This is a genomic window from Flavobacterium sp. (assembly GCF_025352425.1).
Classification (GTDB): Bacteria; Bacteroidota; Bacteroidia; order Flavobacteriales; family Flavobacteriaceae; genus Flavobacterium.
On record NZ_JANXTI010000058.1, the window covers coordinates 1 to 24,740 of the forward strand.

Sequence of the window (24,740 nt, forward strand, 5' to 3'; positions counted from 1 at the left end):
TTCTAAAACTCTAAAATAATTTTTTACTATATTTGACATAGATATTGGTTTGTTTGGCGACATCAAGATACTGAATTTCAGTATCTTGACTAATATCTAATCAATTTATTTTACTTCAAATAATTACACCCAACGGGTTAAATTTAAGATAGCAACCTGTTGTTTTTAGAATGATTTTATTAATTTCAAAAGTTGCAAATAGGAATTAATTATTTACTTTTGTTCGACTAACCGCACTACCAATGCCCAAACATTCCTGCTATTTCCTTTGCATAATTTTGCTTTTTGCAGGCAAGTTGTTTGGGCAAAAAAAGATTCTTCAAACACAATTCACCGACGAAAAGATTACCGTTGATGGCAAGTTCGATGAAAAGGCCTGGAAATCTGCTCAAATTGCAACCGATTTTGTAATGTTTGCACCCTATAACGGTGTGCCAATTCCCCCTGAGAAAAAAACAGAAGTAAAAGTTGTTTATACCAATGAAGCCTTATATGTTGCGGCAACCATGTATGATGAGCAACCTACGGAGATTTCTAAAGAGTTAACCGAGAGAGACAACTTTGCAACCGCAGATCATTTTGGAGTACAGTTAAACGGATATAACGATGGGCAGCAGGAATTCCGCTTTTTTGTAAGTGCTGCCGGCGTTCAGATAGATGTTTTTTATACCGAATCTAATGGAGAGGACTTTTCATGGAATGCCATTTGGGAAAGTAAAACACAGATTACCAATTTTGGCTGGGTTGTCGAAATGAGGATACCTTATGCTGCTTTACGTTTTTCGACAGAAAAGAAACAGACCTGGGGTTTGAATTTTTACAGGGAAATCCGACGCGATAATCAGCAGTATAACTGGAACCTGATTCGGAACGAAATAAATTCTGAAAGCAATCAGGCCGGAATACTGGAAGGCATTGAAAATATAAAAACACCGACACGGTTATTTTTGATTCCCTTTTCCTCCTTTTATTTAAATGCAAGCAAGATTCAAAAAACCTATGGGGAATTGAAAGGCGGATTGGACATAAAGTACGGAATCAATGATGCCTTTACGCTAGATGCCATTTTAATTCCTGATTTTGGGCAAACCAAATTTGACAATGTAGAGTTAAACCTTAGTGCATTTGAACAGCAGTTCGATGAAAACAGGCCTTTTTTTACCGAAGGAACCGACCTATTTAATAAAGGCGACTTACTATACACACGAAGAATTGGCGAAAGTCCGTCGATTGCATTAGCCGATAACGAAACCATTAATGAATATCCCAACAACATAAGATTAATCAACGCTTTAAAAATTTCAGGACGTACGAAAGGTGGATTAGGAATTGGTGTTTTGAACGCCGTTACCGAGCAAACAAGCGTTAAAGTAACAAATACAGATACCAATCAAACCCATTTAGAAACTCTGGCACCGGTAACCAATTATAATGTTTTTGTCCTTGATCAACGATTTAATAAAAATTCATCGGTTTCATTAACAAATACAAATGTTACCCGTAATGGGGAATTTAGGGACGCCAATGTTAGTGCGTTATCGTGGGATTTGAAAACAAAAGCCAATACGTTTCAGGCACAGGGTAATTTTCAGTACAGCCTGATTAATGATGTTGACGACACCAATGGTTTTAAATCTTTTATAGAATTCAATAAGACAAAGGGAAATTACCGATATGGAGTAGGGGGAAATTATATCTCCAAAGACTATGATAATAATGACCTGGGAATTAACTTCAAAACTCATTATCATTCCTTTTATGGAAATGCAAGCTATCGGATTTTAAAGCCTACCAAAAAATACAACAGCTTTAGGGTAAATTTGAATCTGTACTCGGAGTTTGATAACCCTACCGGAAAAACCCAGGATAATAACCTGAACCTATCGGTAAATTCCAACAATACAAAAAATGATTTTTACGCATATGGCATTAATACCAGGCCGTTCAAAGTCTATGATTTCTACGAACCCCGCTCCGCAGACGATTTGAAATTTGTGATTTATCCTGAACGATTTGAAACCTGGTTTTATTTTTCCTCTAATTATATTCGAAAATTTGCGTTGGACTTCAATCCGTCAATAACTTTTCTTAACGAAAAAGACAGGTTAAACTATAGTGTTTTCATAAGTCCGAGATACCGTTTCAGCGATCACTTATCCTTGATTTATGCCTTTAAATTCTCGAGGCAAAATAAAAATACAGGCTGGGTTGACTTTGATGAAAACGGGAATACCATTTTTGCAAGAAGAAATCGGATTACCTATACTAATTCCCTTCAGGGGAAATACTCCCTCAATAACAATATGAATTTGAATTTAACGGTTCGTCATTATTGGTCCTATGCGGTAAACCACGACTATTTGACTTTACAAGATGATGGAACCCTTGCTGATAATTTAATTTACAACACTAATAAAAACTCCAATCTAAATACCTGGAACATGGATTTATCTTATTCCTGGTGGTTTGCCCCGGGAAGCCAGCTTTCTTTGATGTATCGTAATAGTTCCGCTTTATTCAGTAGAGAATACAGTCGCCAGTTTGAAAGTAATTTCAGGGATGCCATTGACAATCAAAACCTGAGCCATGTCTTTTCTATAAGCGTTCGCTATTTTATAGATTACAATTCGCTGAAAAGCTCCAAACTTTCCAAATCCTTTACCAAACCAAAGGAAAGAATACATTTCTAAAACTAATTTTTTAGAATTACCTTTGTTAAAATACGCCGAAATGAACAAAAAAGTAATCCTAATGATATTGGACGGTTGGGGAAAATCACCCGACCCAAAAGTTTCCGCTATAGATAATGCCAATATTCCATTTATAAATAGTTTATACCAAAAATACCCGAATGCACAACTCCGAACCGATGGCCTGAACGTTGGTTTGCCAGAAGGTCAAATGGGAAACAGCGAGGTTGGTCATATGAATCTTGGTGCCGGAAGGATTATTTACCAGGATTTAGTCAGAATAAATCTTGCCGTTGAGAACAAAACCTTCAATAAGGAAAAAGCCATTTCCGACGCTTTCGCTTATGCAAAAGAGTACGACAAGGCGGTTCATTTCCTTGGATTGGTTTCTGATGGCGGTGTTCATTCTCATATCAATCATTTGAAAGGGCTTATTGATGCTTCGAAAGATGCGGGTTTGAAGAAAGTTTTCATCCATGCCTTTACGGATGGCCGAGATGTCGACCCAAAATCGGGTACCCGTTTTATTGACAATATCCTCCACCATATTGAAAACAGTACGGTAAAACTGGCTTCCGTGATTGGGCGTTATTACTCAATGGATCGCGATAAGCGTTGGGAAAGAGTAAAACAATCCTATGATTTATTGGTTAATGGAATTGGCGAACATTCGGCAAATGCAGTTGCTTCTATAAAAGGAAACTATGCAAAGGACATAACCGACGAGTTCATTCCGCCAACTGTAATGGTAAATGAACATAACGAACCAATAGCAACAATTAAGGAAAGCGATGTTGTTATTTTCTTTAATTTTCGCACCGACCGTGGTCGTCAGTTAACAGAAGTACTTTCACAAAAAGACCATTTGGAGCAGAACATGCATAAAATGAATTTGTATTATGTTACGATGACTAATTACGACGATACCTTCAACAACATTTACCGCGTTTTCGACAAGGATAATATTACCGAAACCTTAGGTGAGGTTTTGGAAAAAAACAATAAAAAGCAAATCCGTATGGCGGAAACCGAAAAGTATCCACACGTGACCTTTTTCTTTTCAGGTGGTCGTGAACATCCGTTTGAAGGGGAAACCCGAATCCTGCGGAACTCTCCAAAGGTAGCAACTTATGATTTACAGCCCGAGATGAGCGCATTTGAGTTAGCTGAAGCGCTTGTGCCCGAATTACAGAAAAAAGAAGTAGATTTTGTCTGCCTTAATTTTGCCAATGGCGATATGGTTGGTCATACCGGCGTCATGGCAGCTGCGATAAAAGCCTGCGAAGCCGTTGACAAATGTGTGGAGAAAGTAATTACAGCCGCACTCGAAAACGGTTATACTACTATCGTAATTGCCGACCATGGAAACTGCGAAACGATGATTAATCCTGACGGAAGCCCGAATACGGCACATACCACCAACCCGGTGCCAATCATTTTAGTCGACCCCGAACTAAAAACAATCCACGATGGCATTCTGGGTGACATTGCTCCTACTATTTTGGAATTAATGGGAATTGAACAACCAGCGGCAATGACCCGAAATTCATTATTATAAAAGTCAGATTAAAAATTGTATTTTTGCCGACTCAAAATTGATGTATGATTATCCCAAAAACAGCCGAAGAAATTGAATTGATGCGCGAAAGTGCCTTGCTGGTTTCCAAAACCTTAGGTGAAGTTGCCAAAGTCATCAAACCTGGCGTAAGTACTTTAGCACTAGATAAAATCGCCGAAGAATTCATCCGCGATAACGGTGGAGTTCCCGGTTTTTTAGGCTTATATGGTTTCCCAAATTCACTTTGCATGAGTCCGAATGCGCAGGTTGTACACGGAATCCCGAATAACGCTCCGCTGCAGGAAGGCGATGTGATTTCGGTGGATTGCGGCGTTTTAAAAAACGGATATTATGGCGACCACGCCTACTCCTTTGAAATTGGCGAAGTCGCTCCGGAGGTAAAAAAGCTTTTAACCGTTACGAAAGAATCCTTATACGTTGGGATCAGAGAATTCAGAGCCGGAAATCGTGTGGAAGATGTTGGAAATGCTATTCAAAAACATTGCGAATCCCACGGTTATGGTGTCGTTAGAGAGCTTGTTGGCCACGGATTGGGAACCAAGATGCACGAAGATCCTGAAATGCCAAATTATGGAAAACGAGGTCGCGGAAAACTATTTGTGGAAGGAATGGTTGTGGCCATCGAACCTATGATTAATATGGGAACCAAAAACATAAAACAATTAAAAGACGGCTGGACAATCCTCACTGCCGATGGAAAACCAAGCGCGCATTTTGAACACAATGTTGCTTTGGTAAACGGAAAACCGGAACTGCTTTCAACGTTTCAATATATATACAAGGCATTGGGAATAATCTCCAACGAAGAAGACGAATTCCGTAAAAATCTCTTAGTGTTATTATGAAGAAGATTTTCAAATTTGTATTGAATACCATTCCAAGACCAATCCTTATTCGGTTGAGTATCGTGGTTCGTCCAATGTTAGCTTTTTTGTTAAAAGGAGACCGATTTACGGACCCAATCGACGGAAAAAGTTTTCGGATGTTTTTGCCTTATGGCTACGGAAACCAAAGAAACAATGTGCTTTCTCCGAGTACGCTTTCGTTGGAGCGGCATCGCTTATTGTGGCTGTATTTGCAGAATGAAACGGATTTTTTTACATCTACAAATAAAAAGAAAGTATTGCATTTTGCACCGGAGCAGGAATTCTATAAACGTTTCAAAAAGCAAATTAATATTGATTACACCACAACTGATTTGCTTTCGCCATTAGCTGATGTCAAAGCCGATATATGCAATCTACCTTTTGAAGATGACACTTATGATATTATTTTCTGCAATCACGTTTTGGAGCATATTCCTGACGATACCAAAGCCATGCAGGAGTTATATAGGGTTTTAAAACCCCGCGGCATGGGGATTTTCCAGATTCCGCAGGATTTATCAAGAGCTGCAACTTTTTCAGATGATACGATTGTGGATCAGAAAGAACGCGCTAAAATCTTTGGGCAATACGACCACGTCCGTGTTTATGGAAGAGATTATTTTGACAAGCTAAGAAGCATTGGCTTTAAAGTGTTTGAAGAAGATTATACAGCAAAAATATCACCTGAATTGGTAGAAAAATACTGTCTGGCAAAAGGAGAGATTATCCCTGTTTGTTATAAGTAAAGATAACTTTTGGCATAATCTTGGTAAGTAAATTTTAGTATCTTTACGATTCTCATTCACAAACTATGCTAAAAAAGACATTTTTCATTTGCTTATTGTCGTTTACACTTTTTTCATTTTCGCAGATAGAAAAAGAAGTTTCGCCACCATACAATATAAAAACCGTAAGCTTTGTTCAAAACAATCAGAATGCCGTACCAGTTTTTCAGTTGGGTGATGGTTTTCAGTTGCAGTTTGATGATTTATATGGCAATGAAGCCAATTATTATTACACTATTACGCATTGCGATTACGACTGGAAGCCTTCACAATTGGCTAAATCGGAATATCTTAACGGTTTTGACGACCAGCGAATTCAAGATTATACTAACTCCTTCAACTCGTTACAGGTTTATTCGCATTACAGACTTTCATTTCCGAACAGATTGACTCAGTTTAGGGTAAGTGGAAATTATGTGCTAAAGATTTTGAACGAAGATAAGGAAGTTGTTTTTTCACGAAAATTTGTACTTTATGAAGAGTTGGTTTCCGTACCAATACAAATAAAAAGAGCCCGAAATTTAAAGGTTGTTGAACAAAAGCAAAATGTAGAGTTCGCAATAAAATCGGCGACTATAAATTTTCAAAGTCCGTTGAGCAACGTAAAAGTTATGCTGATGCAAAATGGTAAATTTGATAATGCGATAACCAACATCAAACCACAATATACAATTGGGAATGATTTGATTTATAAATATGATGCTGAAACCCAGTTTTGGGCTGGAAATGAATTTCACTTTTTTGAAAACAAAGATATTCGGGCCGCCAATAACAGCATCGCGATGGTAGATTCTAAAAATAGTGTGTATGATGCCCATCTCTATTTAGATCAATCAAGAGCAAATGCTCCCTATACTTATTTTCCAGACATCAATGGAAACTATATCATAAAAAACATAAACGCTCAAAACAATGAAATTGAAGCCGATTACGCATGGGTCTATTTTTCGCTTTCAACTCCGGCTTTCTATGATAAAAAATCGATTTACGTCAACGGCATATTTAACAATTTTGCAATGAACGACGAAAACAAAATGGAATACAATGCGGGAAAAGGTATTTACGAAAAAGCGCTCATGATAAAACAAGGTTTTACCAATTATCAGTACGTAATCGCTGACAGCAAAGGAAAAATTGATGAAGAAAATGCTATCGATGGTAATTTTTTCCAAACGGAGAATAACTATTTTGTACTGGTTTATTACAGGGAAAATAATCAGCGCTATGATAGGATTATAGGAAAAGGAATAGCAAGTTCTGTTGATATAACTAACTAAAAATTAACATTAAATTATTCTACGGACCAGTATTTTTTGTAATTTTGACATCGTTTTATAAACCAATTTTATGGTTACCCAGATAACAAGAGGAATTAAGATTTCAGTTTTGACTAGTTTTGAAGGAACATACTTCAAGAACTACAAACTTCATTTTGCCTTTAGTTATGAAATTACCATCGAAAACCACAGTAAAGATTCCGTTCAGTTAAACACCCGTCATTGGGAAATTCTGGATTCCCTTAACAATATTGAAATTGTGGACGGTGAAGGGGTAATTGGTAAAAAACCGGTATTGAAACCGGGAGAAAAGCATACTTATAATTCTGGTTGCTTGTTATCTTCCCCTTTTGGAGCTATGAGTGGTTATTTCAATATGATCAATTTCACTTCAACCAAAAATTTCAAGGTTATTGTGCCAACATTCAAATTAAGCGCACCGTTTGCATTGAATTAAAACACTCTGATAACTTCATTATTTGCAACGGCATAAACTATGTCATTATCTTTAGGTTTTATAAAAAAATTGCCTGTAAATTCACCAAAAGCCGGCAGTATCAACTGATTTTCTCTTCTGAAAAAACAGGGTAGTTTTACGGATTGCCTTCCAACATCTTTCAAGTTTATTCCTGGATGAATGTGTCCGCAAAAGTTAAAAAGACCAGGATTTTCTGTGGGATGATGGGTCAATAAAAAGCCATCAATACTAAGTTCTTGATAAACCGCAATATTCAAATCACAATAATGATCATTTGAAATACTATCGTGATTCCCTTCTATTAAAATAATTTCTAATTTCATTTTATTCGCCCAGTCACAAAAAAACTTCCATTCATTATTGATTTTACTATGAAATAAATCACCCAAGAAAATGATGTTGCTGGGATTATATAATACAGCAATCTCATCCAATCTTTTAAAGTTTTCATTAATGGCTTTACTCGGAATGGCAATTCCATGTTTGCGAAAATGCGCTATCTTTCCCAGGTGGACATCTGAAATCAGAAGGATTTTCTTTTCTTCCCAAAAAATTGCACCCCTGGCATTTAAAGTAAAGTTGTTGTTATTTATCTCAATTTTCATCTGCTGATTTATTTCATATAGGATGCTGTCATTTTCGCAATACGTTCTGCCAATGTTTCACTCGATAATTTTTCACGTAGTCGATCGGTAATAATAGGAAAACTTAGTGGTGTTGGCTTTTCGCATTGCTTCCAAACAATTTGCTGCTGATTTATACGCTCAATCGATTGGATTAAACGTCCTTCTTCCAACTGGTGTTCAAACGTTTCAATGTACGCTTGTTGCAGCAATAAATTATCCGGTTCATAATCCCTGAAAACTTCAAAAAGTAGTTGTGAACCACTTTGCAAGTGCTTGGTTTTTATAGGTTTTCCCGGCATTCCGGTAAAAACCAATCCAGCGATTACAGCAATATCCCTAAATTTTCTGCGAGCCATTTCTGTAGCATTTAAACTTTTCTGTAGATCATGGTGCACATATTCCGGCGAAAATAAGTTGTTGTCAAAAACAGCCTCCATATCAATTTGCTGATCTGATAATAATTCAAACCCGTAATCATTATAAGCTAGCGAAAATGTAATGGAAAACAATAAGCTAATCCGATACGATAGTAAACTTGCCATGGCTTCGTGAACAAATCGACCTTCAAATGGATAAAAAACGGCGTGGTATCCTTCTCTTGTCTTAAAAGTTTCAATAAGGAACTGGTCCGCATTTGGCACGATACTTTCTTTTCTTTGCCTTTCAAATAATGGTTGCAGCGCTATTAATTCGGGTGTTAGATTTTCGGTGTTTGCCTTGTATAATTCCTGCCGCATCAATTCACTCATCTGAGCCGAGAAGGACATTCTTCCTCCCATCCAACTTATATTTTTTGAGACCTTTTTCGGGTTGGCCTTTCGCGCCAAAACCTGCATGTCCTTAGTTCGGTAAAATTCGAGCTTTTTGCCGGCAAAAGTAAAAGTGTCTCCAGGTTGCAATTTGGATGCAAACCATTCTTCAATCGTCCCAAGATATCCTCCCTTCAGGTATTTCACATTCAATGCTGCGTCGCTAACGATAGTCCCAATTTGCATTCGGTGATTCATGGCGGTACGCCGGCTGTTGATTTTAAATCTGCCGTCTTCCTCAATTTCCACCTTCTTAAATTCGTCATACACCTGAAGACTTTGGCTTCCGTTGACAATAAAATTTAGTATCCATTTCCAATTTTCTTTTGTGAAATTTTGATAACAAAAGGTAGTCTGAATTTCCTTGAAAATAGCATCCGGGAAAAAACCATCCGAAACCGCAAGTGTATTTAGGTATTGAATTAAAACATCATAACTATGCAAATACGGAATCCGGTCTTCGACTAAAGTGTCCCGAATTGCTTTTCTAAGTGCGGAAGCTTCTATCAATTCTATCGCATGCGTGGCCAGAAAATAGATGTTACTTTCCTTTCCCGGCTGATGGCCACTTCTTCCTGCCCTTTGAAGAAAACGCGCTACACCTTTTGGTCCGCCAATTTGAATAATGGTTTCCACCGGAGCAAAATCGACACCTAAATCCAAACTTGAAGTGCAGACCACCACTTTTAATTCGTCATTTCTTATAGCATTTTCAACCCATAAGCGTGTTTCCTTGCTGATGCTTCCGTGATGCATTGCCATTTCGCCTGCAAATTCGGGATATTTTTCAAGTATTGCCTGAAACCACATTTCGCATGCCGACCGAACATTGGTAAAAATTAGAGTAGATTTGCTCTTCCTAACAATTTGGGCAACCTCATCAATGAGATGTAAACCCATATGTCCACGCCACGGATAGGTTTCCATCTTTTCGGGAATTATCGATATGACGTTTATTTTTTTATTGATGTTCGCTTTTATAAGGACTGAATTTTTATAAGCTTCGGAATTTGTGCCTAATAAAACTTCTTGCGCCAAATCGAGATTTCCAATCGTAGCCGAAATTCCCCAAATTCTTAACTTAGGCGCAATCGTTTTTAAACGGGAAAGTGCCAATTCCATTTGCACTCCACGTTTCGTCCCGAGTAACTCATGCCATTCATCAATTACGATCGCATCGCAATCCTTAAATGTTTTTTCATAATCCTTTGTTGCCAATAATAACTGTAAGCTTTCCGGAGTAGTTATCAATAAGTCCGGCATTTTGGTTTTTTGCTTTGCCCTTTCGGTTTGCGAAGTATCTCCTGAGCGGATTGCTGTCGTTAAATTTGGTGCTAAATCTGCAGTAACGCGTTCCGCAGCTTGCTTTATTTCTACCGAAAGTGCCCGCAATGGAGTTATCCATATCGCTTTCAAGCCAGGTTTGGGCTTTGTTTGATAATCAGGATTTTTTTTTATGTAATTAAGGATTATTGGAAACCAAAGCGCATAGGTTTTCCCGCTGCCGGTTGGTGCGTTAAGCAAACCATTTTTGCCCTGAAGAAAAGCCGTCCAGGTTTGTGTCTGAAAGGCAAACGGTTTCCAGTTTTGCTGTTGAAACCAATTTTCGGCTAGTGTAAATAATTCCTCTCTGTTCATAGGTTACAAAATCATATCCTTAAGATCATCAATAGTATTGGCTTCTTCAACAGTTTTATCGTGACGCCATCGCAGAATTCTTGGAAATCTGGTAGCCACTCCGCTTTTATGTCTTTTGGAAAGAGCTATGCCTTCGAATCCAATCTCAAAAACTAATTTCGGCACTACACTTCTAACGGGGCCAAATTTTTCGAGTGTGTTCTTTTTAATAAAATCATCTACTTTTCGGAATTCCTCATCGGTCAAACCTGAATAGGCTTTGGCAAATGTTACGAGCTCTTTTTCGCCTGCTTCATTATTTTGCCATAACGCAAAAGTATAATCGGTAAATAACGTGCTGCGCCTTCCGCTGCCTCGCATGGCATAAGTCAAAACCGCATCAATTACTAAAGGTTCTAATTTCCATTTCCACCAATCGCCTTTTTTTCGTCCTACCAAGTATGGTGTGTTTTTGCGTTTCAGCATTAATCCTTCGCTTCGCATTTCGCGGGCACGCATTCTTTCTTCGGTAACTTCGTCCCATGTATTTAAGGATTTTCTTTGTGACAGCTGCAACGGAAGGTTTTTATCTTTTATGCTTTCGATTAAATTTTCAAGGAGAATTCTTCGTTCATTGTAGGCGAGATTTCGAATATCTGTTCCTTCCCATTCCAATAAATCGTAGGCTTTTAGTATTACAGGGTTAGATTTTAGCATGGCTGCGGAAACAGACTTTCTTCCAATTCGGGCTTGCAAATCATTGAAGGTTCCTATTTCGTTATTATTGAATGCCAGTATTTCAGCATCAATGACCGTCCCGTTTGGGATATTTCCTAGAAGCGATTGAAACTCGGGATATTTATCGGTAACCAATTCCTCTCCTCTAGACCATACAAAGATTTCATTTTCACGGATAATCGTCTGCGAACGTATGCCATCCCATTTGTGTTCTATTGACCAATCTTCAGGATTTCCAAGCACGTTAACCTCACCTTCGATGGGATATGCCAAGTAAAACGGATACGGTTTCGAAAGATAATCGCTGTTCTTTTCGTCCAAAATCAATTCCTGAAAAGTGATTGTATTGGGATTCCAATTCCCCATAAGTTTGTGGGCCAATGTGTTTTCATCTACATTTTCAGCTTTAGAAAGTGCTTTGGTCATGAGTTTTTGGCTCACGCCGATGCGGAAACTTCCGGTAATTAACTTGGTAAAAACGAACCGTTCGTAATAATTTAGTGCTAACCAGTTTTGCTGCAGATAAGCCTTCTTGTCTTCTTCGGATTTAGTTTTTAAGGCAATCATTTCCCGAAGATATTCGCTTAAACTTTTATCCGAATGTTCATTGGCAACGGGAATCACAAGCGCAATGGTTTCTGCCAAATCGCCAACAATATGATAACTTTCCTCAAAAAGCCACAACGGAATATTAGCGAGTTCATTGGCCCAAAGCCTAAGCAAAGTAGTATTCACAGGTCTCGGCGGACGACGGTGTGAAAGAATTGCGATGGTCCACACTTTATCTTCGTCGGATGCGTTTTTGAAGTATGTAGTTAACGCGTCAACCTTAACATTCGTCTTATTGGAACTGTCCAATGCCTTTATAAGTTCGGCAAAGTTTTTCATGTCTACCGTTTTTAAATTTCGGAAGTGGCTGCTGTTTCTAAATCTGCTGTTTCGCCTTCATCACCCTCGTATTGGGTTTTTTCGGTTCGGGCATCGTACCCGATTTCCCGGAGATATTTAGAAAAAATATCGCTGTAACCGTGAGTGCAAATTATTTTCTCGGCACCGGTTGCCTTAATGCTATCTAATAAAGAATACCAATCACAATGGTCGCTAAGCACAAAGCCTTTATCAATGGCCCGTCTTCTTCTCGCTCCACGAAAAGCCATCCAGCCGCTTGCGGAACCCGTTACAAATGGTGTCATTTTCCGAATCCATGTACTTCCGTGCGCGCTTGGCGGAGCCAAAACTATGCTTCCTGATAAATCCTCTTTTTTTGTTTCGCGGGTAACTAATGTTGTTGGCGGTAAATCAATCATCGGGCGCAGTACATTGGTCATATTTTCTATAGCTCCGTGCGTGTATATTGTTCCGATATTGGTATCGAGATATTTTAAAAGCCGTTGTGCCTTTCCAAGAGAATATCCAAATAGGATTGAGGTTTTGCCTTCAGCCCTGTTTTCTGCCCACCAGTTATTGATATCAGTCATCACCTCGGCTTGCGGTGTCCACTTAAAAGCGGGTAGCCCAAAAGTGTTTTCGGTTATGAAAGTATTGCATTTTACCACTTCATACGGAACCGCAATTCCATCGTCTTCCGTTTTATAATCTCCTGTAAAAACCCAGACTTCGCCTAAATGTTCAACACGAACTTGCGCACTTCCAAAAATATGCCCGGCGGGATGCAGTGAAAATTTGACATTATTGATAACGAAAGTTTCGTTCCATTCTTTTGCGGTGACGTTTATTTCTCCGAGCCTGTGTCTGATTATGGGAACATTAGTGTGATGTGTGATATAATTTTGGTGTCCCCATCTAGAGTGATCCGAATGCCCATGAGTAATTATAGCATTTTTTACCGGACGCCATGGATCAAGATACACATCAGCCTGTTTGCAGTAAATTCCTTTGTCGTTAAAAGCGAGTAGCGATGATTTCATAACTAATAATGAGGATATCAAATTTAAACTTAAAGTTCTATTTTAGCTTACAATATATCTAAAATAGTTTACTGAATTGCTACTTTTTATCATTCTGTTAAGACATAATCAAATCATCCTTTGTACTTTTGCATTCGTTATTAAATTCTTGTATCAAAAGAATTTATAAAGTCTAACAATCTAATATTCAAAATATGCCAAAAGGTTTTTTTCACGTTCCAAAAGCAGTCAATGAACCCGTAAAATCATACGCACCCAATTCGCCTGAGAAGGCTGCTGTTTTAGCAGCTTATAAGAAGATGTGGAACGAAACTATTGATGTTCCAAACTATATCGGCAACGAAGAAATCCGTACCGGAAATACTAAAAATATGTCGGCTCCACACGATCATCAACATCTGGTTGGAACCTATCATTTAGCTGAAAAAGTTCATGTCGAGAAAGCTATTACCGTTGCTCTTGAAGCAAGAAAAAAATGGGCCAATATGGCTTGGGAACAACGTGCCGCTATCTTTTTGAAAGCCGCAGAATTAATTGCCGGACCTTACAGAGCAAGAATAAATGCCGCAACGATGATTTCGCAATCCAAAACTATTTATCAGGCAGAGATTGATGCATCGTGTGAATTGATTGACTTCTTACGTTACAACGTAGAATTTATGACTCACATTTATAGTGATCAGCCAAAATCAATTTCTGATGTTTGGAACAGAGTTGAATACCGACCTTTGGAAGGATTTGTTTATGCGATTACTCCTTTTAACTTTACTGCTATTGCGGCAAATTTACCTGCAAGTGCTGCATTGATGGGAAATGTTGTGATTTGGAAACCAAGCGACAGCCAGGTGTTTTCTGCAAAAATAATTATCGACGTATTTAAGGAAGCCGGAGTTCCTGATGGAGTTATTAACGTTGTTTTTGGAGATCCTGTTATGATTACCGATACCATCTTGAAACATCCCGATTTTGCCGGAGTTCATTATACAGGTTCCACTTTTGTATTCAAAGAAATCTGGAAAAAGATTGGAGAAAATATCCACACGTATAAAACGTATCCAAGAATCGTTGGTGAAACTGGCGGAAAAGATTTCATATTGGCGCACCCAAGTGCAAACGTAAAACAAGTCGTTACCGGAATTACACGTGGTGCTTTTGAGTTCCAGGGACAAAAATGTTCGGCAGCATCAAGAGCTTATATTCCGAAAGGTTTGTGGCCAGCTGTGAAGGAGCAATTGATTACTGATGTAAAATCGATGAAAATGGGTTCGCCTGAAGACTTTGGTAACTTTATTACAGCCGTAATCCATGAAGGTTCGTTTGATAAATTAGCTAAAGCTATTGACCAGGCTAAAGCTGATGCAGATGCTGAGATTATCGTTGGCGGAAATTATGATAAGTCAAAAGGTTATTTTATTGAACCAACCGTTATCGTAACGACCAATCCAAAATACGCTACGATGGAAACCGAACTTTTTGGTCCGGTCATGACGATTTATGTTTATGAAGATAAGAAATGGGTCGAGACATTGGAATTGGTTGACGCAACTTCAGAATACGCTTTGACCGGAGCAATTTTTAGTCAGGACAGATATGCCATTCAGGAAGCTACAACGGCTTTACAAAATAGCGCCGGAAACTTCTATATAAATGACAAACCAACAGGTGCCGTTGTTGGAATGCAACCCTTCGGAGGCGCAAGAGCATCAGGCACAAATGATAAAGCGGGTTCAATGCAAAACCTATTGCGTTGGGTTTCACCACGAACTATTAAGGAAACATTCGTAACTCCGGAAGATTATCGTTATCCATTTTTGGGCGAATAAATTTAAAGTGAAATTATTATTATACAATTGAAAAAACTTATTCAGAAATGGATGAGTTTTTTTATTTACTTTTGATTCATACAGAGTATATGATGAAAAAACTATTCTTGTTGGTTTTTATTTTAGTATCAATTCCTTTTTATGGACAATGGTGGACTCCTCAGACTTCTGGAGTAACTGCAAATCTAAATGATGTTTATGGTATCAGCGGAAATGTTGTAGTTGTAGTTGGCAACGGAGGAACTATCTTGAAAACAATTGATGGTGGCGCAAATTGGGTTCAGAAAACCTCGGGCACTACCTCAAATTTGATGAAACTACAATTTGTTAATGCAAATACAGGATACGCCGTTGGTGAGGATGGCACGCTTCTTAAAAGCATAGATGGAGGAGAGAACTGGTCATCCATTACTACAGGAATTACAACAAATCTTTATGGACTATCTTGTGTGAATGAAAGCAATTTTTACATCTCGGGTGATAATGGTTTGATTAGAAAAACTATTGATGGCGGTGCCAATTTTATTGCTCAAAACTATAGCACCATTTATCCCGTCAAAACCATTCAGTTTTTAAACGACCAAATTGGGTATGCCTCAAGTTATGATAATTACAATAGTTACGCTTTTATAAAAACCATTGATGGAGGAACTACCTGGACATTGCTATCTAATCAGATTTCTACTTTTAACTTTCTAAATGAAACTATCGGCTTTGTTACATCTGGCTCTGTTTTCAAAACAATTGATGGTGGATTAAATTTAACAAATATGGCTGCTTCAATGGCTCCGCCAGCGGATTTGTTTTCATCAAATGAAAATGAAGTTTGGAGTGTTGAAAACGCATTTACTCTTTGTGGCTGTTCAACTTTCTGTATTAGAAAAAGTGAGATTACAAATACAGGAGAAATTCAAGAAGCACAAAATTGTTATTCTGATACTGCTGGAAACCGACCTTTTACAGCTATCACTTTTGCAGATGCAACAAATGGTTATGTTGTTGGAGAATATGGGCATATTTACAAAAATACAACCGGCAATATGGAAAATTTAGAAGTATATGAATTTGTCAAAGCCGATAATGTTATGATTTATCCAAACCCAACTTCAAATAACATCATCTTGGAAAACAAAAACAACACACCTATAAGTTCTATTATTATTTCAGACATGAATAGTCGCAGAGTTTTAGAGACGACAACTGTCAATTCAACTATTGATGTAAGTTCTTTAGCAAAAGGCATCTATTTAATGGAGGTAACATGTGGTGAAATACCTATTACTAAAAAATTGATAAAACAGTAATCGATTATCGTTTGACAAAAAGTTTAAAATTCTATAAATTAAAATTTTCTTTACTGTTAAATTATTCTTTTCATCTAAAAAACTTTGTGGATAAAATCAACCCTAGCCTTAAACTTTCTTTATACATTTGATATAAATTACCTCATTGTCAATTTCTTTAAAAAAATATTATGAAAACAAAATTACTTGCATCATTCCTTATAATAACCGTTGTGGGCTTTTCGCAGCATCAGGTAAATTCCTTTTATAGCACCAATGGTTTCGTAAGCACGGCCGTAACTTCAGCAACTGCACCAAACCAAACTGCCAGCGGTGCCAATCAAATCTATACGTTTAGTGGTTTTATACCTGTCGGCACGTCCACTTATACCAACCTAGCGCCAACCGCAACAGAGGCAACAACCTATCCGGGGACCAATACCGTTATTGTAACAACTTCACAGCAAGGAACGACTACATCCGAAGGAAGGATGTTTACCAAAAACACTGCCGGAACGGTTTCTATTACCGGATTAACAGCAACCGGATTAACTATTAATTGCAATGGTGGAAGCGGTGGAAGCGGAAATGCTACATTAGGCGCCTTCCCAATGGTGTATCCGTTTACGAATACTGATAATAGCGTGAGCGGAACCTACAACGCGGGCACCAACTCGGGCACGTTTTCCGGAACATTAACTACTACAGTAGATGCTTATGGCGTCTTAAATTTACCTGATTATGCGTATACAGCGAACGTAACCCGATTAAAAACGGTGCTGGCAGTAACCTTATATGTTAGCATTTTCCCGGTAGGAACCGCTTCACAGACAACTTATGCCTATTATGATCCGAGTGATTCAACGAACAACTTCAAATTCAGGAGCATAAATACTATTGTTGTAGCTTCTGCTGCAGGAATTAACGAAAACAATACTACCTATGAACTAGGAAACATTCCTCTTTTGTCCAATGCAAATGCTGCATTTCAATCAGTATGGATTAAGAACCCTGTTCAGAGTTCCATTGAAGTTAACACATCGAATTCAATTGAAAATGCATCTGTTTTTGTTACCGACATGTTAGGCAAAACGATTTATCAGATAGAAAACCAAAATATTAGCGGAACATTTGAAATTCCAGTTTCATTGTCAAAAGGGATTTATCTTATTACCATCGGAAACGAAAATGGAAGTGTAACAAGGAAAATCGTAAAAGATTAAAAAAACAAAAGCCTCTTAAAAAAGAGGCTTTTTTTATGCTTTAAAATTGAGTGGCAAATGCACCACTTTTTTGGTTTCAAAGAATTCTTCTGTGAAGAATTCCGCAATGTTATATTCGGTTGCTTTTGGAAAGTCCTTTAATTCTTCTGTCAAATCGCCACCTTTTAAATAGAGAATTCCGTTAGGCATGTTGTGCTTATTTTGCTTTTTGATTTTGTCTTTTATCCAGGAAACAAAGTCTGGCATATTGGTCACGGCACGACTGACAATAAAATCATAATCGCCTTTGACATTTTCGGCACGTATTTGTTCCGCTTTAACGTTTTTTAATTCCAATGCCTCGGCAACAGCTTTGACCACATTGATTTTTTTGAGGATTACATCTATCAGATAAAAGCGGGTTTCAGGAAATAATATTGCTAAAGGAATTCCGGGGAAACCTCCACCGGTGCCAACATCTAAAACATACGCCCCTGCTTCAAACGGCTGGATTTTGGCAATAGCCAATGAATGCAAAACGTGTTTGGTATATAATTCATCAATATCCTTCCGCGAAATTACGTTGATTTTAGCATTCCAATCCTGATACAAGCCTTCGAGGTTCTGAAACTGTAGTATTTGATTTTCAGTAAGATTAGGAAATTGTTTAATAATTTCATCCATATATTGAATTTTCAACAAAAATAAAACTTTTGGTTGATAATTATGATTTGTTTATAATCTTTAAAAAATTATAATAATTATCTTTGAGCAAAATTTAAAATACAATAAATGAATACCCCGACTCCTATATTTTCCAAAACAGATAGCCTAAAATTCTTTAGAACGCTTAACTCTAGGGTAAACAACTATTTTAAGGAAAACAATTTAGAAAGAACTGGAAACTGGAAGCTGCACTTGAAAACTATAGTGATGTTTTCTATTTTCCTCACACCTTATTTTATTTTATTAGCAATGCACATGCCTATCTGGGCGTACCTTCTGCTTAATGTTGTTATCGGCGTTGGAATGGCTGGCGTTGGAATGAATGTGATGCACGATGGAAATCACGGTGCGTATTCCTCTAAATCCTGGGTAAATAAATTTATGGGCGGGAGCATTTATATTTTGGCCGGAAATGTATACAATTGGCAAGTACAGCACAATGTTTTGCATCATACCTACACTAACATTTTGGGGCACGATGAGGATTTGGAAGCGGGAAGAATTATGCGTTTTACCAAGGAAGCGAAATGGTATAAACTGCACAGATTCCAACATTACTATTCTGTTTTCCTTTATGGATTGTTAACCTTCAACTGGGCAATCACCACTGATTTTCTTCAGATGAAACGCTATTTAAAAAGAAACTTATCTTATGGCGAATTCAAAAAACCTGCGATTCGCTGGACAACCTTAATCATCACTAAAGTTATTTATTTCTCTATTTGGATAGTGGCCCCGCTCGTTATGGGAATAGCATGGTGGAAAGTAGTTTTAGGTTTTTTGGTAATGCATTATACTGCCGGAGTGATATTAAGCGTTGTTTTCCAATTGGCACACGTTGTTGAAGAAACGGAGAATCCAATCCCGGATGACAATGGTGAAATCGAAAATACCTGGGCAATCCACCAGTTATTTACTACGGCGAACTTTGCTCCAAAAAACTGGTTGGTAAACTACTATACCGGCGGATTAAATCATCAGGTAGAGCATCATTTGTTCCCAAATATCAGCCATGTTCACTATGGTAAAATTGCCGAAATTGTAAAACAGACTGCAGCAGAATGCGAACTTCCATACTTTGAGTTCAAAACAACACGGGCTGCTATCGCGTCGCATTTTAAACATTTAAGGGAATTGGGAAGACCACCACAAGTAGCCTAATTTATATCAGAAGACGCGGTTATCGGCGTTTCTTTATTTAACATAACCAGCATCAAACAATGAGTATTTTATCGGACAGAATTAATAATTTATCTACATCACAAACTCTCGCAATGGCAGCATTGGCAAGAGAATTAAAAGCCCAAGGAAGAGATATCATCAGTCTAAGTTTAGGTGAACCCGATTTCAATACACCCGATTTCATTAAGGAAGCCGCTAAAAAAGCGATTGATGAAAACTACAGCACCTATACGCCCGTTGATGGATATATGGAACTGAAGGAAGCCATTTGCAGAAAATTCAAACGCGATAATAATCTCGACTACAAACCCGCTAATATCGTAGTTTCTACCGGCGCCAAACAATCGTTATACAATATTGCACAGGTAATGCTGAATGATGGTGACGAAGTAATTCTTCCGGCGCCTTATTGGGTTTCGTATTATGAAATCATCAAATTGTCAGGCGGAATTCCGGTAGAAGTGCCAACTTCTGTTGAAACCGATTTTAAAATAACTGCAGAACAATTAGAAAAAGCCATCACACCAAAGACCAAAATGATGTGGTTCAGTTCGCCTTGTAATCCGAGTGGTTCGGTTTATAACCGTGAGGAGTTGACGGCTATTGGAAAAGTATTGGAAAAACACCCAAATATTTATATCGTTTCTGACGAAATCTACGAACACATCAATTTCTCAGGAACATTTTGCAGCATTGGCTCTATTCCCGGTTTGTTTGAAAGAACCATTACGGTTAATGGTGTAGCCAAAGCATTCGCTATGACGGGTTGGAGAATTGGTTATGTGGGTGCACCCGAATTTATTGCCAAGGCCTGTACCAAAATGCAAGGACAAGTTACTTCCGGAGCCAATTCTATTGCGCAAAGAGCTACCATTACCGCTGTTGATGCTGACCCAAAAGTATTGAACGAAATGGTTGCTGCTTTTAAAAACCGTAGGGATTTGGTGGTTGGTTTAACCAAAAACATTCCGGGATTAAAACTAAATGTTCCCGAAGGAGCTTTTTATGTTTTCCCTGATGTATCTTCGTTTTTCGGAAAAACATTGCGCGGAAAATTGATTGACAATGCGGATGATTTCTCGATGTATTTATTATCGGAAGCCAATGTTGCGACAGTAACCGGCGACGCTTTTGGCAATCCAGACTGCATCCGGATTTCGTATGCCACCAGTGAAGAATTATTAACCGAAGCTTTCAACAGAATCAAGGAAGCTTTATCTTAAATTATATTTATCATGAAAAAAGTAATTTCAATTCTTGTTCTTTTTGTATGCATTTCTGTAAATGCACAAGACAAACCAAAAACCCAAATCGTGGAAGCGTCCTGCGGTCAATGCCAATTCGGAATGAAAGGCAAAGGCGGCTGCGACTTAGCTGTTCGTATTGATGGTAAATCGTATTTTGTTGACGGAACCGATATCCACAAACACGGTGATGCTCACGCTGCTGACGGATTTTGCTCAGCTATCAGAAAAGCAGAAGTTGTTGGCGAAATAAAAGGCGACCGGTTTGTTGCTTCAAGCTTTAAGCTGCTTCCTGTGGAAGCTCATAATGAGCACGAAGGTCATAAACACTAAAACATACAGCGGAATTAATTTCCGCTTTTTTTATGTATTCGTTTTATTGTACTTTTGGGAATATGAGTTTGATAATACAGAACATTTCGAAACACGTTTCACTAACTCCGGAAGAAGAATTACTCTTTTTATCTAAAACAGAAACACAACATTATAAAGCTAAAACCATTCTTCAAAATGCCGGTCAGGTTTGTAAAGAAGGCTATTTCGTGAATTCAGGTTTGCTTCGAAGCTTTAATATCAATGACAATATCGTCGAACATGTAATGAGTTTTGCCTGTGAAGGCTGGTGGATTAGTGATATGTACAGCCTACTTTCGCAAAAACCTGGCAATCTTTTCATCGAAGTTTTGGAAGATGCCGAAGTAGTTGTTTTATCCAAAGAAAATCAGGAACAGTTATATATCGAAATTCCAAAACTGGAACGTTTTTTTCGAATTCTTATCGAAAACTCTTTGGTAGCAAACCAAGAACGCCTAATGGACAACCTCAGTCTTACTGCGGAAGAGCGCTTTGACAAATTCTGCAAAAAACATCCAGGCTTAATTCAGAAAGTGCCTCAAAAACAGATTGCTTCCTTTATTGGCGTAACTCCGGAGTTTTTTAGTAAAATGAAATCCCGCTTACTCAGAAAATAATATCTTAACCTACATTAAGTGCTTCCGCAAACTTGTCGATGTAAATTTGTATCATAATAATCATTAAATTTATGCATCATGAAAAATACAGTTGTACACAAAGCAAACACACGCGGACATGCCGATCACGGTTGGTTAAACGCACATCATACTTTTAGTTTCGCCAGCTATTATGAACCGGAAAGAGTTCAGTTTGGCGTTCTTAGGGTTTTGAATGACGATATCGTTGCTGGCGGAATGGGTTTTGGAACACATCCGCATGATAATATGGAAATCATTACGATTCCGCTTGAAGGTGATTTGGCTCATAAAGACAGTATGGGAAATACGGAAGTGATCAAATTTGGCGATGTACAGGTTATGAGCGCCGGAACCGGAATCCAACATTCTGAGTTCAATCCGAACCATGATAAAAGAACGAATCTGTTGCAAATTTGGGTGTTCCCAAAAATTAAAAATGTGGAGCCTCGTTACCAACAAATCACTTTGGATACAACAGATCGTCACAATAAATTACAACAAATTTTATCTCCCAATGCAGATGATGCCGGAGTATGGATTCATCAAGATGCCTGGTTTCACATGGGAAATTTGGATAAAGGAACCGCTTTGGATTACGACCACAAAAAAGAAGGCTACGGTTTATATGTCTTTGTAATAAAAGGAAGCGTAAAAGTGGACGGTCAGGAATTGGAACAACGCGATGGTTTAGGCATCACCGATTTTGATAAAGTAACTTTTGAAGTAACTTCGGATGCAGAAATATTATTAATGGAAGTTCCGATGACACAATAATTAATCGCCCCCAATTTGTCATTTTGACCAACCGGAGAAATCGCATTACACTAATCAAGTTGTGTGATTTCTCCTTCGTCGAAATGACAAAACAAATAGACATTAACCATTACATAAGCAGAATATGAAAAAAATACTCGCCTTTGGCGCATCAAACAGCAGCGATTCCATTAATAAACAATTAGCAAAATATGCATCCGGACTTTTCAAAGATGTGAGCATAGACCTTTTGGATTTGAATGATTATGAAATGCCTATCTATTCAAAAGACCGCGAGAAGAAAGACGGTTTTCCACAATTGGCACACGATTTTTATAATAAAATTGGAGATGCCGATTTTATCCTGATATCCTTTGCCGAAAACAATGGGAACTTTACCACTGCATTTAAAAATATTGTGGACTGGACCTCACGCATCAACAGTAAAACATTCCAGGAGAAACCAATGCTTCTATTGGCTACTTCGCCCGGAGCAAGAGGCGGAAGTTCGGTGCTTGATATTGCTGTAAAAAGAATGCCCTTTCAGGGCGGCGTTGTAAAAGGAAGTTTTTCATTACCTAGTTTTGATGAGAATTTTGATGCTGAGAAAGGATTAATTTCAAATGAAGAATTAAATAAAAATCTTCTGAAAATTATTGATTCAATTGAGTTATAATTTAATTAGTATTTTTGCCCTTCAATACATTAACAACTTCACATGAAAGCATACGTTTTTCCAGGACAAGGAGCACAATTTACCGGAATGGGTAAGGATTTATATGAGAATTCGGCTTTAGCCAAAGACTTATTCGAAAAAGCAAACGATATTTTAGGTTTCCGAATTACAGATATTATGTTTGAAGGAGCTGCCGAAGAATTGAAAGAAACCAAAGTTACACAACCTGCAGTTTTTTTACATTCTGTTATTTTAGCCAAAACCTTAGACAACTTTAAACCCGATATGGTTGCCGGACATTCATTAGGCGAATTTTCGGCATTGGTTGCCAACGGTTCCTTATCGTTTGAAGACGGATTAAAATTGGTTTCACAAAGAGCTTTGGCAATGCAAAAAGCCTGTGAAATTACACCAAGTACAATGGCTGCAGTTTTGAATCTGGAAGATAAAATTGTGGAAGATATTTGTGCTTCTATTGACGGAGTTGTGGTAGCGGCAAATTACAATTGTCCGGGGCAATTGGTTATTTCAGGTGAATACAAAGCTGTGGAATTAGCCTGCGAAAAAATGAAGGAAGCCGGTGCTAAACGTGCCTTGATTTTACCTGTTGGCGGCGCATTTCACTCACCAATGATGGAACCTGCAAGAGAAGAATTGGCAGCGGCGATTGAAGCAACAACGTTTTCAACACCAAGCTGCCCGGTGTACCAAAATGTTACCGCTGCTGCAGTTTCTGATGCTAACGAGATTAAGAAAAACTTGATTATCCAATTGACTACTCCGGTAAGATGGACACAATCAGTGCAACAAATGATAAAAGATGGAGCGACCAGTTTTACAGAAGTTGGGCCTGGAAAAGTGTTAGTTGGACTGGTAAATAAAATTGACAGAGAAGTAGAAATTATTTCGGCTTAATGAGAGATATCCTCGAAATCTTAAGCGAAGTTAAATCGGCTAAAGTCATTTCCGCCGCTATTGATTATAAGGATTATGTGCCTTTGGATTTATCCGTGACTAATGAAAATCTGATTCGCCAAAATTTAGTTACCGCAAAAGATTACGAACACTATATTCAACACTATTTAGACCATCATCAAACGAAAATAGCTTTTGGTGGTTATTTGGAAACCCGGAATTTATACAAAAGAAGTACTGTTTTCAAGAACCAAATTGATGAAGAACGTAATATTCATATAGGATTGGATTTGTGGTTAAATGAGGAAGCTGAAATATTTGCTGCTTTGGATGGAAAAATTCATAGTTTTAAAAATAACGAATCACTAGGCGACTATGGCCCAACAATAATTCTTGAACATCATATAGAAAATTAACCCGTTGGGTGTAATTAAATAATTTGATTTTTAATATTGTTTATTGGTCTATCAAATATGAATTTATTGATATATTGAACCAAAGTTAATGCTGTTATTTTAGCTAAAATTCTTGTTTTAAATCCTTCAAAAGAT

Annotated in this window: 22 protein-coding genes and 1 pseudogene; 17 read left to right on the forward strand and 6 right to left on the reverse strand. The window is 37.9% G+C overall.

What is annotated here, in order from left to right:
- The first annotated feature begins 242 nt into the window (after positions 1-242).
- The 6 genes from Q0Q99_RS07795 (at position 243) to apaG (ending at position 7,654) form a co-directional block, all read left to right on the forward strand.
- On the forward strand, positions 243-2,690 hold the full coding sequence (locus Q0Q99_RS07795) for a DUF5916 domain-containing protein (protein WP_293893913.1): 2,448 nt from the start codon (positions 243-245) through the stop codon (positions 2,688-2,690).
- Positions 2,691-2,730: 40 nt separating this feature from the next.
- Positions 2,731-4,248: a 2,3-bisphosphoglycerate-independent phosphoglycerate mutase gene (gene gpmI, locus Q0Q99_RS07800; RefSeq protein ID WP_293893916.1), complete on the forward strand. Its 1,518-nt coding sequence runs from the start codon at positions 2,731-2,733 to the stop codon at positions 4,246-4,248.
- Positions 4,249-4,292: 44 nt separating this feature from the next.
- Positions 4,293-5,114, forward strand: a complete 822-nt coding sequence (gene map / locus Q0Q99_RS07805) for a type I methionyl aminopeptidase (protein WP_293893918.1) — start codon at positions 4,293-4,295, stop codon at positions 5,112-5,114.
- Entirely contained in the window at positions 5,111-5,881 is a 771-nt protein-coding gene (locus tag Q0Q99_RS07810) for a class I SAM-dependent methyltransferase (RefSeq protein WP_293893921.1), read from the forward strand. Before map ends, Q0Q99_RS07810 begins: the two co-directional genes overlap by 4 nt.
- 65 nt (positions 5,882-5,946) lie before the next feature.
- A complete protein-coding gene (locus Q0Q99_RS07815; RefSeq protein ID WP_293893924.1) occupies positions 5,947-7,197 on the forward strand; it encodes a DUF5103 domain-containing protein in 1,251 nt (416 codons plus the stop codon).
- Between the two features lie 70 nt (positions 7,198-7,267).
- Complete coding sequence (gene apaG, locus Q0Q99_RS07820; protein WP_293893926.1) at positions 7,268-7,654, forward strand: Co2+/Mg2+ efflux protein ApaG; 387 nt, start codon at positions 7,268-7,270, stop codon at positions 7,652-7,654.
- Here the strand turns inward: apaG and pdeM are convergent.
- Genes pdeM through Q0Q99_RS07840 form a run of 4 tightly spaced genes read right to left on the reverse strand, consistent with a single transcriptional unit; the run spans position 7,651 to position 13,393 of the window.
- On the reverse strand, positions 7,651-8,280 hold the full coding sequence (pdeM, locus tag Q0Q99_RS07825; protein ID WP_293893928.1) for a ligase-associated DNA damage response endonuclease PdeM: 630 nt from the start codon (positions 8,278-8,280) through the stop codon (positions 7,651-7,653). The genes apaG and pdeM overlap by 4 nt on opposite strands.
- A gap of 8 nt (positions 8,281-8,288) precedes the next feature.
- A complete protein-coding gene (locus Q0Q99_RS07830; protein WP_293893931.1) occupies positions 8,289-10,748 on the reverse strand; it encodes a ligase-associated DNA damage response DEXH box helicase in 2,460 nt (819 codons plus the stop codon).
- A 3-nt stretch (positions 10,749-10,751) separates the two neighbouring features.
- Positions 10,752-12,353: an ATP-dependent DNA ligase gene (locus tag Q0Q99_RS07835; protein WP_293893933.1), complete on the reverse strand. Its 1,602-nt coding sequence runs from the start codon at positions 12,351-12,353 to the stop codon at positions 10,752-10,754.
- Positions 12,354-12,364: 11 nt separating this feature from the next.
- On the reverse strand, positions 12,365-13,393 hold the full coding sequence (locus Q0Q99_RS07840; RefSeq protein ID WP_293893936.1) for a ligase-associated DNA damage response exonuclease: 1,029 nt from the start codon (positions 13,391-13,393) through the stop codon (positions 12,365-12,367).
- 194 nt (positions 13,394-13,587) lie between these two features.
- Between Q0Q99_RS07840 and pruA the strand changes: the two genes are divergently transcribed.
- The 3 genes from pruA (at position 13,588) to Q0Q99_RS07855 (ending at position 17,722) form a co-directional block, all read left to right on the forward strand.
- Positions 13,588-15,216 carry an L-glutamate gamma-semialdehyde dehydrogenase gene (gene pruA, locus Q0Q99_RS07845; protein WP_293893939.1) on the forward strand — a complete coding sequence of 543 codons (1,629 nt, stop codon included), beginning with the start codon at positions 13,588-13,590 and terminating at the stop codon, positions 15,214-15,216.
- Positions 15,217-15,308: 92 nt separating this feature from the next.
- The gene (locus Q0Q99_RS07850; RefSeq protein WP_293893942.1) at positions 15,309-16,520 is read left to right on the forward strand and encodes a YCF48-related protein; all 1,212 of its coding nucleotides are present in this window, start codon (positions 15,309-15,311) and stop codon (positions 16,518-16,520) included.
- Positions 16,521-16,690: 170 nt separating this feature from the next.
- Positions 16,691-17,722 carry a T9SS type A sorting domain-containing protein gene (locus Q0Q99_RS07855; RefSeq protein ID WP_293893945.1) on the forward strand — a complete coding sequence of 344 codons (1,032 nt, stop codon included), beginning with the start codon at positions 16,691-16,693 and terminating at the stop codon, positions 17,720-17,722.
- Between the two features lie 33 nt (positions 17,723-17,755).
- Here the strand turns inward: Q0Q99_RS07855 and rsmG are convergent, their stop codons facing one another.
- Positions 17,756-18,385, reverse strand: coding sequence for a 16S rRNA (guanine(527)-N(7))-methyltransferase RsmG (gene rsmG / locus Q0Q99_RS07860; protein WP_293893947.1), 630 nt, complete (start codon positions 18,383-18,385; stop codon positions 17,756-17,758).
- A gap of 108 nt (positions 18,386-18,493) precedes the next feature.
- On the opposite strand from rsmG, the gene Q0Q99_RS07865 reads away from it, so the two are divergent.
- From Q0Q99_RS07865 to Q0Q99_RS07900, 8 genes are all read left to right on the forward strand, one after another.
- Positions 18,494-19,588, forward strand: coding sequence for an acyl-CoA desaturase (locus Q0Q99_RS07865; protein WP_293893949.1), 1,095 nt, complete (start codon positions 18,494-18,496; stop codon positions 19,586-19,588).
- Positions 19,589-19,647: 59 nt separating this feature from the next.
- Complete coding sequence (locus Q0Q99_RS07870; RefSeq protein ID WP_293893951.1) at positions 19,648-20,832, forward strand: pyridoxal phosphate-dependent aminotransferase; 1,185 nt, start codon at positions 19,648-19,650, stop codon at positions 20,830-20,832.
- 12 nt (positions 20,833-20,844) lie between these two features.
- Entirely contained in the window at positions 20,845-21,186 is a 342-nt protein-coding gene (locus Q0Q99_RS07875; protein ID WP_293893953.1) for a DUF6370 family protein, read from the forward strand.
- 62 nt (positions 21,187-21,248) lie between these two features.
- Entirely contained in the window at positions 21,249-21,824 is a 576-nt protein-coding gene (locus tag Q0Q99_RS07880) for a Crp/Fnr family transcriptional regulator (RefSeq protein ID WP_293893956.1), read from the forward strand.
- 78 nt (positions 21,825-21,902) lie between these two features.
- A complete protein-coding gene (locus Q0Q99_RS07885; RefSeq protein ID WP_293893958.1) occupies positions 21,903-22,619 on the forward strand; it encodes a pirin family protein in 717 nt (238 codons plus the stop codon).
- Positions 22,620-22,743: 124 nt separating this feature from the next.
- Positions 22,744-23,274, forward strand: coding sequence for an NADPH-dependent FMN reductase (locus Q0Q99_RS07890; RefSeq protein ID WP_293893960.1), 531 nt, complete (start codon positions 22,744-22,746; stop codon positions 23,272-23,274).
- Positions 23,275-23,316: 42 nt separating this feature from the next.
- Complete coding sequence (gene fabD / locus Q0Q99_RS07895) at positions 23,317-24,189, forward strand: ACP S-malonyltransferase (RefSeq protein ID WP_293893963.1); 873 nt, start codon at positions 23,317-23,319, stop codon at positions 24,187-24,189.
- Entirely contained in the window at positions 24,189-24,605 is a 417-nt protein-coding gene (locus tag Q0Q99_RS07900; protein ID WP_293893966.1) for a hypothetical protein, read from the forward strand. Before fabD ends, Q0Q99_RS07900 begins: the two co-directional genes overlap by 1 nt.
- 14 nt (positions 24,606-24,619) lie before the next feature.
- On the opposite strand, the pseudogene Q0Q99_RS07905 reads toward Q0Q99_RS07900, so the two are convergent.
- A pseudogene (locus Q0Q99_RS07905) lies at positions 24,620-24,740 on the reverse strand (IS982 family transposase); the annotation flags it as partial.

What these genes read in the sequence shown, in the direction of transcription:
- Q0Q99_RS07855 (WP_293893945.1), top strand. Translation starts at nt 16,691, where the DNA reads ATGAAAACAAAATTACTTGCATCATTCCTTATAATAACCGTTGTGGGC.
- Q0Q99_RS07875 (WP_293893953.1), top strand. Translation starts at nt 20,845, where the DNA reads ATGAAAAAAGTAATTTCAATTCTTGTTCTTTTTGTATGCATTTCTGTA.
- Q0Q99_RS07830 (WP_293893931.1), bottom strand. Translation starts at nt 10,748, where the DNA reads ATGAACAGAGAGGAATTATTTACACTAGCCGAAAATTGGTTTCAACAG.
- gpmI (WP_293893916.1), top strand. Translation starts at nt 2,731, where the DNA reads ATGAACAAAAAAGTAATCCTAATGATATTGGACGGTTGGGGAAAATCA.
- Q0Q99_RS07870 (WP_293893951.1), top strand. Translation starts at nt 19,648, where the DNA reads ATGAGTATTTTATCGGACAGAATTAATAATTTATCTACATCACAAACT.
- pruA (WP_293893939.1), top strand. Translation starts at nt 13,588, where the DNA reads ATGCCAAAAGGTTTTTTTCACGTTCCAAAAGCAGTCAATGAACCCGTA.
- Q0Q99_RS07795 (WP_293893913.1), top strand. Translation starts at nt 243, where the DNA reads ATGCCCAAACATTCCTGCTATTTCCTTTGCATAATTTTGCTTTTTGCA.
- pdeM (WP_293893928.1), bottom strand. Translation starts at nt 8,280, where the DNA reads ATGAAAATTGAGATAAATAACAACAACTTTACTTTAAATGCCAGGGGT.
- Q0Q99_RS07890 (WP_293893960.1), top strand. Translation starts at nt 22,744, where the DNA reads ATGAAAAAAATACTCGCCTTTGGCGCATCAAACAGCAGCGATTCCATT.
- Q0Q99_RS07880 (WP_293893956.1), top strand. Translation starts at nt 21,249, where the DNA reads ATGAGTTTGATAATACAGAACATTTCGAAACACGTTTCACTAACTCCG.
- map (WP_293893918.1), top strand. Translation starts at nt 4,293, where the DNA reads ATGATTATCCCAAAAACAGCCGAAGAAATTGAATTGATGCGCGAAAGT.
- Q0Q99_RS07810 (WP_293893921.1), top strand. Translation starts at nt 5,111, where the DNA reads ATGAAGAAGATTTTCAAATTTGTATTGAATACCATTCCAAGACCAATC.
- Q0Q99_RS07835 (WP_293893933.1), bottom strand. Translation starts at nt 12,353, where the DNA reads ATGAAAAACTTTGCCGAACTTATAAAGGCATTGGACAGTTCCAATAAG.
- Q0Q99_RS07865 (WP_293893949.1), top strand. Translation starts at nt 18,494, where the DNA reads ATGAATACCCCGACTCCTATATTTTCCAAAACAGATAGCCTAAAATTC.
- Q0Q99_RS07900 (WP_293893966.1), top strand. Translation starts at nt 24,189, where the DNA reads ATGAGAGATATCCTCGAAATCTTAAGCGAAGTTAAATCGGCTAAAGTC.
- fabD (WP_293893963.1), top strand. Translation starts at nt 23,317, where the DNA reads ATGAAAGCATACGTTTTTCCAGGACAAGGAGCACAATTTACCGGAATG.
- Q0Q99_RS07815 (WP_293893924.1), top strand. Translation starts at nt 5,947, where the DNA reads ATGCTAAAAAAGACATTTTTCATTTGCTTATTGTCGTTTACACTTTTT.
- rsmG (WP_293893947.1), bottom strand. Translation starts at nt 18,385, where the DNA reads ATGGATGAAATTATTAAACAATTTCCTAATCTTACTGAAAATCAAATA.
- apaG (WP_293893926.1), top strand. Translation starts at nt 7,268, where the DNA reads ATGGTTACCCAGATAACAAGAGGAATTAAGATTTCAGTTTTGACTAGT.
- Q0Q99_RS07885 (WP_293893958.1), top strand. Translation starts at nt 21,903, where the DNA reads ATGAAAAATACAGTTGTACACAAAGCAAACACACGCGGACATGCCGAT.
- Q0Q99_RS07850 (WP_293893942.1), top strand. Translation starts at nt 15,309, where the DNA reads ATGAAAAAACTATTCTTGTTGGTTTTTATTTTAGTATCAATTCCTTTT.
- Q0Q99_RS07840 (WP_293893936.1), bottom strand. Translation starts at nt 13,393, where the DNA reads ATGAAATCATCGCTACTCGCTTTTAACGACAAAGGAATTTACTGCAAA.